At 74.3% G+C, this 15,551-nt stretch carries 13 protein-coding genes and 1 tRNA gene; 9 read left to right on the plus strand and 5 right to left on the minus strand.

The features are described 5' to 3' along the window. Positions 1-24: 24 nt before the first annotated feature. Both IF88_RS0113565 and IF88_RS0113570 read right to left on the minus strand, forming a co-directional pair. Positions 25-1,287 carry a S8 family peptidase gene (locus IF88_RS0113565; protein WP_234323517.1) on the minus strand — a complete coding sequence of 421 codons (1,263 nt, stop codon included), beginning with the start codon at positions 1,285-1,287 and terminating at the stop codon, positions 25-27. Positions 1,288-1,365: 78 nt separating this feature from the next. Next, positions 1,366-1,779, minus strand: a complete 414-nt coding sequence (locus tag IF88_RS0113570; protein WP_030710710.1) for a GNAT family N-acetyltransferase — start codon at positions 1,777-1,779, stop codon at positions 1,366-1,368. Positions 1,780-1,971: 192 nt separating this feature from the next. Between IF88_RS0113570 and IF88_RS0113575 the strand changes: the two genes are divergently transcribed. Further along, a complete protein-coding gene (locus IF88_RS0113575) occupies positions 1,972-2,742 on the plus strand; it encodes an alpha/beta fold hydrolase (RefSeq protein WP_030710711.1) in 771 nt (256 codons plus the stop codon). Between the two features lie 51 nt (positions 2,743-2,793). Here IF88_RS0113575 and IF88_RS0113580 read toward each other — a convergent pair whose 3' ends face one another. Beyond that, positions 2,794-3,276 (minus strand): hypothetical protein, encoded by a 483-nt coding sequence (locus tag IF88_RS0113580; RefSeq protein WP_030710712.1) that lies wholly within the window; start codon positions 3,274-3,276, stop codon positions 2,794-2,796. Between the two features lie 193 nt (positions 3,277-3,469). Here IF88_RS0113580 and IF88_RS0113585 point away from each other — a divergent pair, with 193 nt between their 5' ends. Both IF88_RS0113585 and IF88_RS0113590 read left to right on the plus strand, forming a co-directional pair. Beyond that, the gene (locus IF88_RS0113585; protein ID WP_030710714.1) at positions 3,470-3,934 is read left to right on the plus strand and encodes a phospholipase; all 465 of its coding nucleotides are present in this window, start codon (positions 3,470-3,472) and stop codon (positions 3,932-3,934) included. Between the two features lie 76 nt (positions 3,935-4,010). Then, the gene (locus tag IF88_RS0113590) at positions 4,011-4,256 is read left to right on the plus strand and encodes a hypothetical protein (protein ID WP_030710719.1); all 246 of its coding nucleotides are present in this window, start codon (positions 4,011-4,013) and stop codon (positions 4,254-4,256) included. A gap of 21 nt (positions 4,257-4,277) precedes the next feature. On the opposite strand, the gene IF88_RS0113595 is transcribed toward IF88_RS0113590, so the two are convergent. Then, positions 4,278-5,618 carry a phosphoribosyltransferase family protein gene (locus tag IF88_RS0113595; protein ID WP_030710720.1) on the minus strand — a complete coding sequence of 447 codons (1,341 nt, stop codon included), beginning with the start codon at positions 5,616-5,618 and terminating at the stop codon, positions 4,278-4,280. A 387-nt stretch (positions 5,619-6,005) separates the two neighbouring features. Next, positions 6,006-6,078: transfer RNA gene (locus IF88_RS0113600), tRNA-Arg, on the minus strand. Positions 6,079-6,410: 332 nt separating this feature from the next. Here IF88_RS0113600 and IF88_RS0113605 point away from each other — a divergent pair. The 6 genes from IF88_RS0113605 to ettA all read left to right on the plus strand — a co-directional run bounded on the left by IF88_RS0113605 (position 6,411) and on the right by ettA (position 15,551). Further along, on the plus strand, positions 6,411-8,027 hold the full coding sequence (locus tag IF88_RS0113605) for a dynamin family protein (RefSeq protein ID WP_030710721.1): 1,617 nt from the start codon (positions 6,411-6,413) through the stop codon (positions 8,025-8,027). 4 nt (positions 8,028-8,031) lie between these two features. Next, on the plus strand, positions 8,032-9,894 hold the full coding sequence (locus tag IF88_RS0113610) for a GTPase (protein WP_051836832.1): 1,863 nt from the start codon (positions 8,032-8,034) through the stop codon (positions 9,892-9,894). 99 nt (positions 9,895-9,993) lie between these two features. Further along, a complete protein-coding gene (locus tag IF88_RS0113615; RefSeq protein WP_030710724.1) occupies positions 9,994-10,401 on the plus strand; it encodes a single-stranded DNA-binding protein in 408 nt (135 codons plus the stop codon). A gap of 188 nt (positions 10,402-10,589) precedes the next feature. After that, positions 10,590-11,750 (plus strand): thioester domain-containing protein, encoded by a 1,161-nt coding sequence (locus IF88_RS0113620; protein WP_234323518.1) that lies wholly within the window; start codon positions 10,590-10,592, stop codon positions 11,748-11,750. 103 nt (positions 11,751-11,853) lie between these two features. Further along, positions 11,854-13,341, plus strand: a complete 1,488-nt coding sequence (locus tag IF88_RS0113625) for a bifunctional phosphatase PAP2/diacylglycerol kinase family protein (protein ID WP_030710728.1) — start codon at positions 11,854-11,856, stop codon at positions 13,339-13,341. Positions 13,342-13,886: 545 nt separating this feature from the next. Then, the gene (ettA, locus tag IF88_RS0113635) at positions 13,887-15,551 is read left to right on the plus strand and encodes an energy-dependent translational throttle protein EttA (protein ID WP_030710729.1); all 1,665 of its coding nucleotides are present in this window, start codon (positions 13,887-13,889) and stop codon (positions 15,549-15,551) included.

A 15,551-nucleotide genomic window follows, 5' to 3' on the forward strand; every position in this document is an offset into this window, starting at 1 on the left:
GGGTGTGCCGGCTGAGCGGGGGGACTAGGGCTCGGCGGGGACGTGGAGCAGCCGGTTCGGGGTGCCGGCCGGGAGCGCGGTGATCCGGTCGGGCACGGCGTCGCGCAGCAGCGCCTCGGACACCTGGGCGGGAGTGCGCGCCGTACCGCGCGCCAGGACGAGCGCGGCGACCCCCGCCACGTGCGGGGCGGCCATCGAGGTGCCGGAGGCGCGGGCGGTGGCCGTGGCGGAGTCCTTCCAGGCCGAGGTGACGCCTACGCCCGGGGCCGAGAGGTCCACGCAGGGGCCGTGACTGGAGAACGGAGCGCGCCGGTCCGCGGCGTCGGTCGCGCCGACCGTGATCGCCTGCGGGACACGGGCGGGGGAGCCCACGCAGGCGTCCTTGCCGTCGTTGCCCGCGGCCACGGTGAAGGTGATCCCGGAGGCCACGGCCCGGATCACCGCCGCGTCGAGGGCGTGGCTGGGGGTGCCGCCCATGCTCATGTTGGCCACCGCCGGGGTACGCGGGGCCTTCGCCGCGTCCTTCACCACCCAGTCGAGGCCCTTGAGGATGGCCGACAGGCTCCCGGAGCCGCGGCAGTCGGCCACCTTCACCCCGACGAGCGAGACCCCCTTCGCGACCCCGTACGTCTCCCCGCCCACGGTCGCCGCGACGTGCGTGCCGTGCCCGTTGCAGTCGCGGGAGCTCCCGAGGAACACCGCGTTGTAACCGAACCGGGCGCGGCCGCCGAACTCCTGGTGGAGGGTGTTGATCCCGGTGTCGACGATGTAGACGGTGACGCCCTCGGCCCTGGTGGAGTACGTGTACGAGCCGTCGAGCGGGAGCTCGCGCTGGTCGATGCGGTCCAGCGGCCAGGGCGCGGACGCCTGGGACTGCGGCTGCGCGCCGGGGGCGGCAGGGGTGTCGGCGGTGGCGGTGGTGGTGGTGGTGCCGGTGGTGGTGGCGCCGGGGGTGGTGGCGCTGGTGTGGAACTCCGCGTCCGGCTCCACGGAGGCCACCCGGGGGTCGGCGGCCAGGGCGGCGGCCCGGGCGGCGGTGGTGCGGACGGCGAAGCCGTTGAGGGCGGCCTCGTAGACCGGCCCGACCTCGTCGCCGGAGTCCGCGGCCTCGGCGGCCAGGGCGCGGGTCGGGGCGCGCGAGCTGGTGTCCTTGAGGACGACGACGTAGGGGGCGACGGGGGATTCGGCGGAGGCGGAGGCGGCGGGGTGCGTTGGCAGGGCGGCGGCCGTGGTGGCCGCCGCGAGGAGCGCGACGGCGGCGGGAAGGAGCGGGACGAATGCGGTCATGCGGCCGATGCTCGGCGAGCGGCGGCGCGGGCGCGCGGAGGGTGCGCCGAGTGGGCGCACGACACGCCGCCGCGCGGGCTACGGGGTGAGGGGCCAGCCGCGCATCGCGAAGACGCCCTCGTCGCGGGCGCCGGCGGCGTCGTAGGTGGCCAGGGCGGCCTCGTTGTCGGTGTCGACGCCCACCCACATGCCGTAACAGCCGCGGGCCTTCGCCTCGTCGGCGAGGGCCAGGGTCAGGGCGCGGCCGATCCCGCGGCGGCGGTACCCCTCGTCCACGGACAGCTCGTACAGGCACATCTCGGTGCCCTTGTCGGGGTGGCTCATCTCGATGCCGGAGACCATTCCCGCGGGCACGCCGTCGACGTAGGCGATGAGCATCACGTGCCCCGGGGCGGCGAGGAAGCGTTCGGACCACTCCTCGCGGGCCGGCCCGTCGAGGAGGGATTCTGCGGCGGAGAGCTCGGCGGGGGTGAGGGCCCGGCGGATGTCCATGCCGGCCACGATAATGCGCGCGTGACGGATGGTGAGTCCAAGTCCGGCGCGGCGCGGCGGGCGGCCGGAAACTCCCGACCGGACGGCTGCGGCACCGGCCGGCGCCGCGCCCGGCGACCGTCCCGGTCCCGGCTCCCGGAAAGGGACAGCCCTTAGCGTGGCCCTTCCGTCGGACAACTGAGGGGGAGTCTCGTGAGAAGTGCCGTCGTCACTCCGGAAGAGGACCGGATCCGCTGGGTCGAGCTGCCGGGGGAGGAGCCGGCGCGGGTGTACGTGCACGGGCTCGGGGCCACCTCGCCGGCCTACTTCGCGGCGAGCGCCACGCATCCGCTGCTGGCGGGGCGGCGCTCCCTGCTGGTCGATCTGCTGGGCCACGGGCACAGCGACAGGCCCGAGGGCTTCGAGTACACCCTCGAAGCGCATGCCGACACGCTCGCGGCCGCCCTCGTCGAAGCCGGGGTGGAAGGCGCCGAGCTGATCGCGCACAGCATGGGCGGATCCGTGGCCATCGTGCTCGCCGACCGCCATCCCCACCTGGTGTCCCGGCTGGTGCTCGTCGACGCCAACCTCGATCCCCTGCCGCGCGTCCCGGGTACGGCCGGCAGCAGCGGGATCGCCGCCTACACCGAGGAGGAGTTCCTGGCCGGCGGCTGGGCCGAGGTGCGTGACCGGGTCGGCGCGCACTGGTGGTCCACGATGCGGCTCGCGGACCGGACGGCCCTCCACCGCACGGCCGTCCACCTCGTCGCCGGCACCACGCCGACCATGCGCGAGCTGCTGCTGGAGCTGAGGATCCCGCGCAGCTACCTGCTGCCCGAGGCGGACGGCCCGCTCCCAGGCGCCGAGGCCCTGGAGGCGGCGGGTGTGGCGGTGGTGCCGGTCCCCGACTGCGGGCACAACATCATGCTGGACAACCCCGACGGCTTCGCCCGCGCCACCGCGACCGCGCTGGCCCACGGATAGGCGGCCGGGCGGCCGGGCTCCTTCCGGACCCGTGAAGTCCGCCGAGGCGGCCTACTTCCCGCCGGCCGGGGACGGGGTGCCGTCGGTCCAGGCGTAGACGCGCTTGCCACGCACCGCGACCTGGTACTGGTGGGCGTCCCGGCACTCGGAGCGCACCTCGGCCCGGAGGCTGCCCGGCCACCACTTGGCGTGCAAATCCGGCGCGTTCAGCTGCTTCGGCGAGCCCGCGCTGCACTGCGGGCCGTCGAGCGGCGTCGCGCCGAGGGTGAACCGGATCATCCGGGCCTCGCCGTTGGTGCGCATGCGTATGCGGACGTCGGTGGCGTCCCTGGGTATCCAGGACGGCAGCGCGAACCCGGACTTCGTGCGCGGCGGCGCGTCGGCGGCGGTCGCGAAACGCCGGCCCTTCTCCTTGTACACCCGCTGGTCGATCGTGTCGGTGACGGGGTTGGGCGGCAGGTTGGGCAGGGCGAAGGCCGCGGTGGCGAGGACTCCCACCGTGGCGGCGGCGACGACGAGCGGGCGGCGTTTCATACCGTCCAGTCTCTGCCGGGAGGCGCTCCTCGCGCGTCCCTCCGCAGGACGAACCGCGCGTGGGCCGGAAGTCTTATCCGGTCTCATACCTGGGAGGGGCGCCGGGTCGGGCCGGGCGGGCGCGCAGTAACCGGGCGGCGTCCGCGGGAGTTGGCCGGAGGTGATCCGTCCGCCCCGGCCCCGAGGACCTTCCATGCGCCGTCGCCGCCTCGTCCCCGCTCTCGCCACCGCCGCCGCCACCGCGGTGCTCGCCCTCGCGCCGGCCGCCTGGGCCGCGCCGGAGGTCCCGGCCGACAAACCGCTGGTGCTGAGCCGCTGGACGCAGCCCAGCGCCGCCAGTTACCACGCGTGGGCCGACGCGCGCGAGCACCGGGACGCGTGGGCGGCGTACGGCTTCGACTGGTCGACCGACCAGTGCACTTCCTCGCCGGACAACCCCTTCGGCTTCCCCTTCGCCGCGGCCTGCGCCCGTCACGACTTCGGCTACCGCAACCACCGGGCGGCAGGGCTGTTTCCGGCCGCCAAGGCCCGGGTGGACCAGGCGTTCCACGCGGACATGAAGCGGGTGTGCGCCCAGTACTCGGGCGGCCGCAAGAGCTCCTGCGAGGGCACCGCGTGGACGTACTACCAGGCGGTCAGGCTCCTCGGAATCTCGTAGCGATCTCCGTGGTTCCCCAGGGATCACAAGGGCCGCGCGACCCGCAGGCCGGGGCGCGCGGTCGCCCGGGCGCCGCGTGCGCCTCCTCTTCTCGTCGAGCCGCCGCATCGAGGAGACCATCCGCGACCTGGCCGACGAGGTCACCGTCGTGATCGTCACCCACAACACGCAGCAGGCGGCCCGCGTTTCCGGCCAGTGCGCCTTCTTCCCGGCGGAGCAGGGCACCCCCGGCCAGATCGTCGAACACGGCCCCACTCCGGCCATGTTCTCCACCCCCTCCGACCCCCGCACGGCGGACTACGCCGAGGGCCGCTTCGGCTGACGGGGCCCCCGGCCGGCGGGGCTACCGGACCAGGTGCCGGACGAACCAGTCCCGGGCCAGGGCGGCCACCTCGTCCAGGGCGCCCGGCTCCTCGAAGAGGTGGGTGGCTCCGGGGACGATCTCCAGCCGGTTCTCGCAGCGCAATGCGCGCTGGGCCCCGCGGTTGAGGTCGAGCACCGTCGTGTCCCGGCTCCCGACGACGAGGAGCGTGGGCGCCCGTACGGCGGCCAGCCGCGGGCCGGCGAGGTCGGGCCGGCCGCCTCGGGAGACCACGGCGCCGATCCCGGCGTCTGCGTCGCCGTCCGGGGCCTCCGCGGCCTGCGCGGCCGCCCACAGCGCCGCCGCGGCCCCGGTGCTCGCCCCGAAGTAGCCGATCGGCAGGGGCACACGGCGCCGCAGCCAGCGGGTGGCCTCCGCGAGCCGGCCAGCCAGGGGCTCGATGGCGAAGACGTTGGCCCGGTCGGCCTCCTCGGCGGGCGTGAGCAGGTCGAAGAGCAGGGTGCCGAGCCCCGCCCGGTTCAGGTCCGCCGCCACCGCGCGGTTGCGCGGGCTGCGGCGGCTGCTGCCCGAGCCGTGGGCGAACACCACGACCGCCCCGGCGCCCTCCGGCAGGGCGAGGTCCCCGGCCAGGGCGAGGCCGCCGGCGTCCACCTCGACCGCGGTGGCCCGGACGTCCGCGCCGGGTCCGGGAGCGGGTCCGGGAGCGGGTCCGGGTCCGGGTCCGGGAGCGGCCGCCGCCCGCGCCAGCAGGGCGACGACCTCCTCGTCGGGGGTCTGGGAGAAGTCCTCGTACCACTCGCCGACGGCGCGAAAGGCGGGCGGCGCGGACAGGCACAGCACTTCGTCGGCGCTGGTGCTCAGCCGGGCGACCGCGTCCGGCGGCGCCACGGGCACGGCCAGCACCACCCGCGCCGCGCCCTGCGCCCGTACGACCTCGCAGGCGGCCACGGCCGTGGCCCCGGTGGCGATCCCGTCGTCCACCACAATCACGGTGCGGCCCGCGAGGGCCACCCGCGGCCGCTCGCCGCGGAACCTCCGCGCCTGCCGGGCCAGCTCCGCCTCCTCGGCGTGCTCGACCGCGGCGAGGTCCTGCGGCCGGAGCCGGCTGCTGCGGACGATGTCCTCGCTGATGACCCGTACGCCGCCCTCGCCGATGGCCCCGAAGCCCAGCTCGCGGTGGTACGGGACGCCCAGCTTGCGGACCACGATCACGTCGAGCGGGGCGCCGAGCGCCCGCGCCACCTGGAAGGCCACCGGCACGCCGCCGCGGGGCAGGCCCAGGACGACGGGATCCTCCCCCCGCAGGTGACGGAGCGCCTCGGCGAGACGCTCACCCGCATCCGTGCGATGGAGGAACAGCACGGGGTTCACCCCCAAACGAGGGGAGACGACAACCACGTCACGACAACCACGCCACGAAAACCACGCTACTCCGCCCCGGTGGGCACCGGCGCGGGCCAGGGGTGGTCGGGGGTGCCGCCGGAGGTGCCGCGTTCCCGACGAGGGAGGCCTTCTCCGCGGGGAGTTGGGCGGGTGCGGCGGCCCGGCGATACCACCCCCCGGAACGGGTGATTCCTGGCCATGGCCGGTCACCTTCGTCCTGGTCACCAGACGTCGCCGAGCCACCGGGGGCGTCCTCGTCCCCGTAGGAGCGCCCGGTCCGCCCGGCGACCCAGCCGGCCCCGGAGAACCGCCCTGACCTGCACGAAAGCCCTCCGCGAAGGGAGGGCTCGGGTGGTGCGGAAAGAGTGCCCCCGGCAGGACTCGAACCTGCGGCCAAGTGCTTAGAAGGCACCTGCTCTATCCACTGAGCTACGGGGGCCGGAAGGTGGCCGTGGTGGGCCTGGAGCCCCTGGTGGGGGTGGGACTGCGGTCCGTGCCGGGTCAAGGATAGGGCTCCGGCCGCCTTGTCCCGGTTGCTTCACTCGCGGGCCACGATGTGGAGGTTCCGTGAAGCGGTCCCGATAATCGCAGGCAGGTGCGATTCTCGCATCGCTTTTGCGCCGCGGCGCCCTTGGTGTTGTGCACTCGTTATGCCTGCGCCCCACTCGTCCGTCGTGCCCAGAATGTCCCACTGGAGTCGCGGTCGGCGCGCAGAGGACGTATAAGCTTCAAAAATGGTCCTAAATTGGGCATTCTTCGCATGTGGTGACCTTGGATGTTCGGCCTCAGCTGCTCGATGCCCTGTCCGCCCTGCGCGACCGGGTCGCGTCCGTGCGTCTGCCGCTGCCCCTGCCCGGCGCCCCGCGCGCCCGCCAGACCAGAGCCGAGCTGCTCGCGCAGCTCGACGACTACCTCGTACCCCGACTGAAGGCGCCCGAGGCGCCGATGCTCGCCGTCGTCGGCGGGTCCACCGGGGCCGGTAAGTCCACCCTCGTCAACTCCCTCGTCGGACGGCAGGTCAGCGAAGCCGGGGTACTGCGCCCGACCACGCGCACGCCGGTGCTCGTCTGCCACCCGGACGACCATCACTGGTTCGCCGGAATGCGCGTGCTGCCCGACCTGATGCGCGTCTGGGTGCCCCACGAAGAGGAGGAGCCCCCGGCCAAGTCGCGGGCCCGGCCCCGCGACCGCGGCTACGGCCACACCCACGCCACCCGCGAGATGCGCATCGAGACCGTCTCCACCCTGCCCCGGGGGCTGGCCCTCCTCGACGCCCCCGACATCGACTCCCTCGTGGTCGAGAACCGGACGCTCGCCGCCGAACTCATCTGCGCCGCCGACGTCTGGGTGATGGTCACCACCGCCTCGCGGTACGCCGACGCCGTCCCCTGGCACCTGCTGCGCACCGCCAAGCAGTACAAGGCCACCCTCATCACCGTCCTCGACCGGGTCCCGCACCAGGTGCTCGCCGAGGTCTCACGGCAGTACGGGGCCCTGCTCACCAAGGCCGGGCTGGGCGACGTACCGCGCTTCACCGTGCCGGAACTGCCCGAATCGGCCGGCGGGGGCGGGCTGCTGCCGGCCAGCGCCGTCGCCCCGCTGTACGCCTGGCTCGCCCACCACGCCCAGGACCCGGCCGCCCGGCAGTACGCCGTCGGGCGGACCGCGCTCGGCGCGTTGGACTCCCTCGGCCGGCGGATGCCGGAACTCGCCTCCGCCGTCGCCGCCCAGCACGCCGCCGCCGTACGGCTGACCTCGGCCGTCGAGGACGCGTACCGGCGCGAGGGCAAGCGGGTCCGGGGCCGCCTCGACCACGGCGCCGTACTGGCCGGGGACGCGCTGACCCGGTGGCGCGGCTACCCGCTCGACACGACCCCCGACGAACTGCTCGACTCCCTCGCCGAGTCCCTCGCGGCACTGCTCCAGTGTGCCGTCGCCGCCGCCGACGAGCGGATCGCCGAGGCCTGGCGGCGCGAGCCCGCCGCTGGAGCGGTGGCCCTGCCCGCGCCCGACAGGGAAGCGGGCGAACGCATCGGCATGGCCGTCCGGCGCTGGCGGCGCGTACTGGAGGAACTCGCCGAAGAAGAGGTCGCCAAGCTCGACAAGCAGCCCGCACCCGACCCCGACGGCGTCGCGGCCCTGCTGGTCGCCGCCCTGCTCGGCGGCAAACGGGCCCGGCCCGCTGGGGAGAAGCTCGCCGAACGCATCGGCGCCCAGGCCGCCCTGCGGTTGCGCGACCGGGGCGGCGAACTCGTCGGCGACCACCTCGACCAGGTGCTGCGGGCCGAGCGCGACCGCCGGCTCGCCCCGCTCGAAGCGCTCGAAGTGAGCCCGGAACCACAGGCCGAGCTGATCGCCGCGCTGTCCGTACTGCAGAAGGAGAGGTGACGCGGTGACCGCCCTGACCGACCGCACCGACGACCGCTGGGACGACGGACTCATCGCGCGCTCGCGCCCCCGGGCCGCCCGCGGGATCGAGGAGGACGGAGCCGACGGGACCGGCGGGTCCGAAGAGGACGACATCGGCGACGACGCGCTCGTACGGGCCGTCTCCGGCGCCGGCAGCGACGGCGGCAAGTCGCCCGCGCCCCCGCTCAGCCCCGAGGCGCAGGCCCTGCGCCTGCGCCTCGACGCGCTGCGCCAGCTCGTCGGGCTGTCCCGGACCAGGCTCGACGGAAAGACCCTCGCCGAGGCCGGGCGGGTCCTCGACGAGGCGGCTGCGCGCCGCGGACTCTCCCCGCAGCACACGGTCGTCGCCATCGCCGGAGCCACCGGAAGCGGCAAGTCCACACTCTTCAATTCACTCGCGGGGGTGCAGATCTCCGAGACCGGGCTGCGCCGCCCGACCACCGCGGCGCCCATCGCGTGCAGCTGGTCGGACGGGGCCGCCGGACTGCTGGACCGCCTGGAGATCCCGGGACGGCTGCGCCGCCGCCCCCGCGAGACCTCGGAGGCGGAGGCCCTGCGCGGGATGGTCCTCGTCGACCTGCCCGACCTGGACTCGGCGGTCGGCGCGCACCGGGACCACGTGGACCGCGTCCTGGCGCTGGTCGACGCCGTGGTGTGGGTGGTGGACCCGGAGAAATACGCGGACGCCGTCCTGCACGAGCGGTACCTGCGCCCGCTGGCCGGGCACGCGGAGGTGACCTTCGTCGTGCTGAACCAGGTGGACCGGCTGCCCGGCGAGGCCGCCGACCTCGTCCTCGACGACCTGCGCCGGCTCCTCGACGACGACGGCATCGCGCTCGGCGAACACGGCGAGCCCGGCGCCACGGTCCTCGGGCTCTCCGCGCTGACCGGGGAAGGCGTCGGGGAACTGCGCGAACTCCTCGGACAGTTCACCCAGGAGAGGGGCGCCGCCACCCGGCGGATCTCCGCCGACGTCGACCGCGCGGCCGTGCGCCTGCGGCCGCTCTACGTCGCCGACGGGCACTCCGGGCCGGAGATCGGCGAGGCGGCGCGCGCCGAGTTCGAGGACCGCCTCGCCGAGGCGGTCGGGGCGTACGCGGCCGGACTCGCCGCCGAGCGCGCCTGGCGGCGCAACGCGGGCAAGGCCTGCGGGACGCCGTGGCTGCGGCTGTGGCGGTGGTACGAGAGCCGGCGCGCCCCGCGCTCCCTGGCGGGTCTGGCCGCGCTGGCGGCGATCGGCAGCCGCGGCCAGACGGTCGCGCCGGCCCCGGTCGAGCAGGAGGTGACCGCGCGTCAGCGGGTGGAACAGGCCGTACGGGTGGTCGCCGACGAGGCGGTGGCGGGCCTGCCCGAACCGTGGGCGCAGGCGGTCCGGGAGACCGCGGTGCGCGGCGCCGAAAGGCTCCCGGAGGCGCTCGACGAGATCGCGGTGACGCTCGGTGCGGCGGTCGCGGTGCCCACCGCCAAACCGCCGCGGCCCACGTGGTGGCCGGCCGCCGTGCTGGGCCAGGCGGCCATGACGCTCGTGCAGATCTACGGCGGGCTCTGGCTGGTCGGGCAGATCGTCGGGGTCCTGGAGCCGAAGCTGCTGCCGCCGGTGCTGCTGATGGTGGCGGGCATCATCGGCGGGCCCCTCGTGGAATGGGCCTGCTCGATCGCCGCCCGGGGCCCGGCGCGCCGGTACGGGCAGGACGCGGAGCGCAGGCTGCGGCAGGCGGCGGCCGGATGCGGGCGGGCCCGGGTGCTGGAACCGGTGGCGGCGGAGCTGCTGCGCTACCGCGAGGTGCGCGAGCAGTACGCCACGGTTGCCGCAGGGGGGAGCAGGTTGTCCACAACCCGCCAGTAATCCACAGGCCGGAGCGGGGATCCGCGGCCTGCCCCAGCATGGCTCGTAGCTCGTACGGATGGACCGCACGGGCACGGACGACGGGGGAGGGCGGCAGGGATGAACGACACCCAGGTGACGCTGGTGGGCTGCGTGGCCACGCAGGTCGACTACAAGGAGACGGTGAACGGTCCGTCGGCGCGCTTCCGCTTCGCGGTGACGCCGAGGTACTTCGACCGGCGCAAGGAGGCGTGGGCGGACGGGGCCACCAGCTTCTACACGGTGTGGGCGCGGCGGGTGCTCGCCGTCAATCTCGCCGGTTCCGTATCGGTCGGCGAACCGCTGGTGGTGCACGGGCGGCTGCGCGTGCGGGAGGACCCGCCCGACACAGACGGCAAGCGGTGGGTGTCCGCGGAGATCGACGCGACCGCCATCGGGCACGACCTGAACCGCGGCACGGCGGCCTTTCGGCGCGTGGTGCGAACGGACACCCCACTGATGGCCACTCAGAAGGCGGCGGTGGTCTGAGTGTTCGAGGCGGTTAGGATTCCCCGGTACTCACGGGCACCTGGGTCTTTGGCCCGAAGGGGAAGACTGTGTCGATTGCCGTTCCCGCATCCTCCGCTCCTGAACCCGCCGCCGGCGCCGCGCCTCGCGCCGATGCCGGCTCCGCGCCTCGCTCCGCAGCCGTGCCCGCTCCTCTCGAACCTCCCGCCGTGGTACGGGGCTCCGCGCGCCGGCCGCTGGCGGTGGCCCTGCTGGCCGCGGCCCTCGCCGCCGCACCCGCCGCCCGGGCCGCCGCCGACTCCGACCCGGTGGCGCCCCGGGCACCGGAGGGCGCGAGCGCCGTGCTGGACGGACTCAAGACGTTCGGGCAGGCGGTCCTGCGCTCCGGGGACGGATCGGTCCGGCAGATCCCGGCCGGGCTCTATGAGATGCGGGTCGACGGCGGCGGGATGCTCCAGACGTACGGGGTCGGCGTGGCGGGCAACGCCCAGCCGCAGTCCCGTTACACCGAGAGCGGCTGGGCCGGCAGCCCGCTCGCCGGCAACCGGGAGGCGGGCCGGATCCGCTGGGTCCTGGAGCATTCCTACCCGCAGCTGAACGATCTGGCCGGGCTCGCCGAGGCCGCCGGTGCCGGGGCGCTCACCGCGGAGAGCGCGGCGGCCGGCACCCAGGTGGCGATCTGGCGGCTGGCGGACGGGGTGCAGGTCGAGGCCGCCGATCCGGCGGCGGAGAAGCTGGCCGACTACCTCCAGCGGGCGGCCGGGCAGTTGCCGGAGCCGCCGGCCTCGCTGGGGCTGGACCCCGGCGACGTGTCGGGGCCGGTCGGCACCCGGCTCGGCCCGGTGACCGTACGGACCGGGGCGCGGAGCGTGTCGGTCGTCCCGGACGCGGCGGCCGTCGCGATGGGGGTGCGGGTGGTGGACGCCGAGGGGGCGCCCGTGGACACCGCCGTCAACGGGAGCCGGCTGTACTTCGAGGTGCCCGCGGGCACCCCCGACGGCACGGCCTCGGTCACCGTCCACGGCGCGACCAAGGTGCCGGTCGGGCGGGTCTTCAGCGGCGAGGTGCCCGCGCAGGCGCAGATCGTGGCGGGCTCCAGCGAGTCCGTGGCCGCCGCCACGGCCACGGCGCTGTGGCCGCCGGCCCCGGTGGCCGAGGCCGGCACCGCCGCCGGCTCGGACGCGGTGGCGCTGGGCGCGCCGTCGACGGCCGTCCCGACGACCTCCCCGGACGAGGAGCGGCTGGCGACCAGCGGCAGCTCGGCGGCCACCCCGGTCATCGCCTCCCTGGCGGTGGGCCTGGTGGTCCTGGGCGGTCTGGTGGTCCTGCTGCTGCGCAAGCGTCCGCTGGACGAGGAGGACGGGGCGTAAGCCTCCTCGGGCCCTGAAGGGTGCTCGGGCGGCCCGTTGGGCCCGTTGGGCCGGGTGGCCGCCGGGGCCGATTCGGATCCGCCGCCCCGGGTAGGGGCAGGGGATGGCTGATCAGGAACTGACCTGGCAGGGTGTCGTCGCCCGATGGGACCGGCAGTTGTTCGACGTGGTGGCCCGGCGGCACTGGCCCGGGGCCGACCGGGTGCTGCCCCGGCTCGGGCGGGCCGCGAACCACGGCGTGCTGTGGAGCGGGGCCGCCGCGGCGATCGCCGTCTTCGGCTCAACCAAGGGCCGCAAGGCGGCCGGGCGCGCGGTCGCCTCGCTCGCGCTGGCCTCCGCGACCATCAACACCGTCGGCAAGTGGTCCGTACGCCGGCCGCGCCCGCTGCTGGACGGGGTGCCCGCCGTGCGGCGGCTGGCGACGCAGCCGCAGACCACCTCCTTCCCGTCCGGGCACTCGGCGTCGGCGTTCGCCTTCACCGCAGGACTGGCACTGGAGTCTCCGGGCTGGGCGGCGGCGCTGGCCCCGGTGGCCGCATCCGTGGCGTTCTCCCGCGTCTACACCGGGGTGCACTACCCCTCCGACGTGGTCGCGGGCGCGGCGCTGGGGGTGGCCGCGGCCGGAGTCGTACGCCGCCTCGCGCGGAACGTACAGGAGGCGCGGGTCGTGCCGGGCGACGAACGGGCGGCCGCCGGAGCGCCCGCGCTGCCCGACGGGGCCGGGCTGACCGTGGTGGTCAACACCGGGTCGGGAACGGCCGCCGAAGCGGGGCTCGACCTCCTGCGCACCCGGCTCCCCAAAGCCGAGGTGATCGAGTGCGCGGGCGAGGAGCTGGTCCCCGCCCTGACGGCGGCGGCGGGGCGGGCCGCCGTGCTCGGGGTCTGCGGGGGCGACGGCACGATCAACGCGGCCGCCACCGCCGCCCTGCGCGCCGGGGTACCGCTGGCCGTGTTCCCCGGCGGCACCCTCAACCACTTCGCCATGGACCTCGGCCTCGTCGGCAGCGAGGACACCTGCCGCGCCGTGGCCGAGGGGCACGCCGTCCGCGTCGGCGTGGGCCGCTTCTCCCCCGGCTCCGGGGAAGGCCCGGCCGCGGAGCCCGGCTACTTCCTGAACAACTTCAGCATCGGCGCCTACCCGGAGCTGCTGGGCCACCGGCTGCGCTGGGGCCCGCGCATCGGCGGCGGCCCCGCGGCGCTGCTGGCGGCCTGGCGGGTACTGCGCTCCCAGCGGCCCGTACGGCTGCGGCTGGCCGGGCGGCCCCGGAGCGTGTGGCTGCTCTTCGCCGGCAACGGCACCTACCACGGCACCGGCCCCACCCCCCGCCGCCGTGACAGCCTCGGCGAGGGCCTGCTCGACCTCCGGATCGTCTACGGCGGCGGCCGCCCCGGCCCCCGCCTCCTGGCCGCCGCCCTCGCGGGCCCCCTGAGCCGCTCCCCGGTCCACACCGCCACCCGCCTGCGCAGCCTCCGGATCGGCGACATCCCCCCGGGCACCCCGTTCGCCTACGACGGCGAATACGCCGAAGCCCCCACCGCCCTGGTCATCGACGAACTCCCGGAAGCCCTCACGATCTACCGCCCCCGCTGACCCCGCCACCGCGCCGCCCCCGCCCAGGAGCAGCCCGCCGAGCACCCGACCCTCAAAGTTCGTTGTGGACCTTGCTCATCTCGCGATCCGCCGACCACATGACGTTCTCCCACTCGCTGTCGGTCCTGGGCGTCTTGTGGATCGTCTTCACGGTCCTGGGAGTCTTGGTGATGGTCTTGACGGTGCGCGAGGCTGTCGGTGTCGGTGTCGGTGTCGGTGTCGGTGTCGGTGGTGACGTTTGCGGTGGTCGTGGTGGGAGCGGCGAAGGCGGTGGAGGTGGAGGTGAGCGAGGCTGCTCCGCCGGCCAGGAGGGTGGCGATCAGGCGTCGTCACTCCATCGCGCCCCACACCCGGAAAGTCGGGACTCGACACACCGGTCCACCCGGCCGGTCACCGGCCGTGGCCCGTAGCGCGCAGCCCACCGCGCGCCGACCCCGGGCCGCGCCCCAGCTCAGGGGGGTCTGACCTACCCATTCGCCCGCGGGTATGGACGTACGGCAAGATGGGGTGTATCTGCCCACCATCGATCTGCCGGACGGTTTCTCTTGGCTGAGTTCATCTACACCATGCGCAAGACGCGCAAGGCGCACGGCGACAAGGTGATTCTTGATGACGTCACCCTGAACTTCCTGCCCGGCGCGAAGATCGGTGTGGTCGGCCCGAACGGTGCCGGTAAGTCCACCGTTCTGAAGATCATGGCGGGCCTGGAGCAGCCGTCCAACGGCGATGCCTTCATCACGCCCGGCTTCACCGTCGGCATCCTCATGCAGGAGCCCAAGCTCGACGAGTCGAAGACCGTCCTGGAGAACGTGCAGGACGGCGCCGCCGAGGTCATGGGCAAGCTCAAGCGCTTCAACGAGGTCGCCGAGCTGATGGCGACCGACTACACCGACGCGCTCATGGACGAGATGGGCAAGCTCCAGGAGGACCTGGACCACGCCAACGCCTGGGACCTCGACGCCCAGCTGGAGCAGGCCATGGACGCCCTGGGCTGCCCGCCCGGCGACTGGCCCGTCACCAACCTCTCCGGTGGCGAGAAGCGCCGCGTCGCGCTCTGCAAGCTGCTGATCGAGGCCCCGGACCTGCTCCTCCTCGACGAGCCCACCAACCACCTCGACGCCGAGTCGGTGAACTGGCTGGAGCAGCACCTCTCCCAGTACAAGGGCGCCGTCGTGGCCGTGACCCACGACCGCTACTTCCTCAACAACGTCGCCGAGTGGATCCTCGAGCTCGACCGCGGCCGCGCGCACCCGTACGAGGGCAACTACTCCACCTACCTGGAGAAGAAGGCCACCCGTCTCAAGGTCGAGGGCCGCAAGGACGAGAAGCGCCAGAAGCGCCTCAAGGAAGAGCTGGAGTGGGTGCGGTCCAACGCCAAGGGGCGTCAGACCAAGTCCAAGGCCCGTCTGGCCCGCTACGAGGAGATGGCGGCCGAGGCGGACAAGATGCGGAAGCTGGACTTCGAGGAGATCCAGATCCCGCCGGGCCCGCGCCTCGGTTCCATCGTCGTCGAGGTCAACAACCTCTCCAAGGCCTTCGGCGACAAGGTGCTGATCGACGACCTGTCCTTCACCCTCCCGCGCAACGGCATCGTGGGCATCATCGGCCCCAACGGCGCCGGCAAGACCACGCTCTTCAAGATGATCCAGGGCCTGGAGGCGCCGGACTCCGGCTCCGTCAAGATCGGCGAGACCGTCAAGATCTCGTACGTCGACCAGTCCCGCGCCAACATCGACCCCAAGAAGACCCTCTGGGCGGTCGTGTCGGACGAGCTGGACTACATCAACGTGGGCCAGGTCGAGATGCCGTCCCGCGCGTACGTCAGCGCCTTCGGCTTCAAGGGCCCGGACCAGCAGAAGCCGGCCGGCGTTCTCTCCGGTGGTGAGCGCAACCGCCTCAACCTGGCGCTGACGCTCAAGGAGGGCGGCAACCTGCTGCTCCTCGACGAGCCCACCAACGACCTCGACGTCGAGACGCTCTCCTCCCTGGAGAACGCCCTGCTCGAATTCCCCGGTGCCGCCGTGGTCATCTCCCACGACCGCTGGTTCCTCGACCGAGTCGCCACGCACATCCTGGCGTACGAGGGCGAGTCCAAGTGGTACTGGTTCGAGGGCAACTTCGAGTCGTACGAGAAGAACAAGGTCGAGCGTCTCGGTGCGGACGCCACCCGCCCGCACCGTGCCACCTACAAGAAGCTCACCCGAGGCTGA

The organism is Streptomyces sp. NRRL F-2580, assembly GCF_000720115.1.
In the GTDB taxonomy this organism is placed as follows: domain Bacteria; phylum Actinomycetota; class Actinomycetes; order Streptomycetales; family Streptomycetaceae; genus Streptomyces.

Bases quoted from the DNA above. Each gene is read 5' to 3' on its own strand.
- IF88_RS0113570 (WP_030710710.1), bottom strand. From the start codon at position 1,779: ATGGACATCCGCCGGGCCCTCACCCCCGCCGAGCTCTCCGCCGCAGAA.
- IF88_RS0113585 (WP_030710714.1), top strand. From the start codon at position 3,470: ATGCGCCGTCGCCGCCTCGTCCCCGCTCTCGCCACCGCCGCCGCCACC.
- IF88_RS0113565 (WP_234323517.1), bottom strand. From the start codon at position 1,287: ATGACCGCATTCGTCCCGCTCCTTCCCGCCGCCGTCGCGCTCCTCGCG.
- IF88_RS0113580 (WP_030710712.1), bottom strand. From the start codon at position 3,276: ATGAAACGCCGCCCGCTCGTCGTCGCCGCCGCCACGGTGGGAGTCCTC.
- IF88_RS0113625 (WP_030710728.1), top strand. From the start codon at position 11,854: ATGGCTGATCAGGAACTGACCTGGCAGGGTGTCGTCGCCCGATGGGAC.
- IF88_RS0113615 (WP_030710724.1), top strand. From the start codon at position 9,994: ATGAACGACACCCAGGTGACGCTGGTGGGCTGCGTGGCCACGCAGGTC.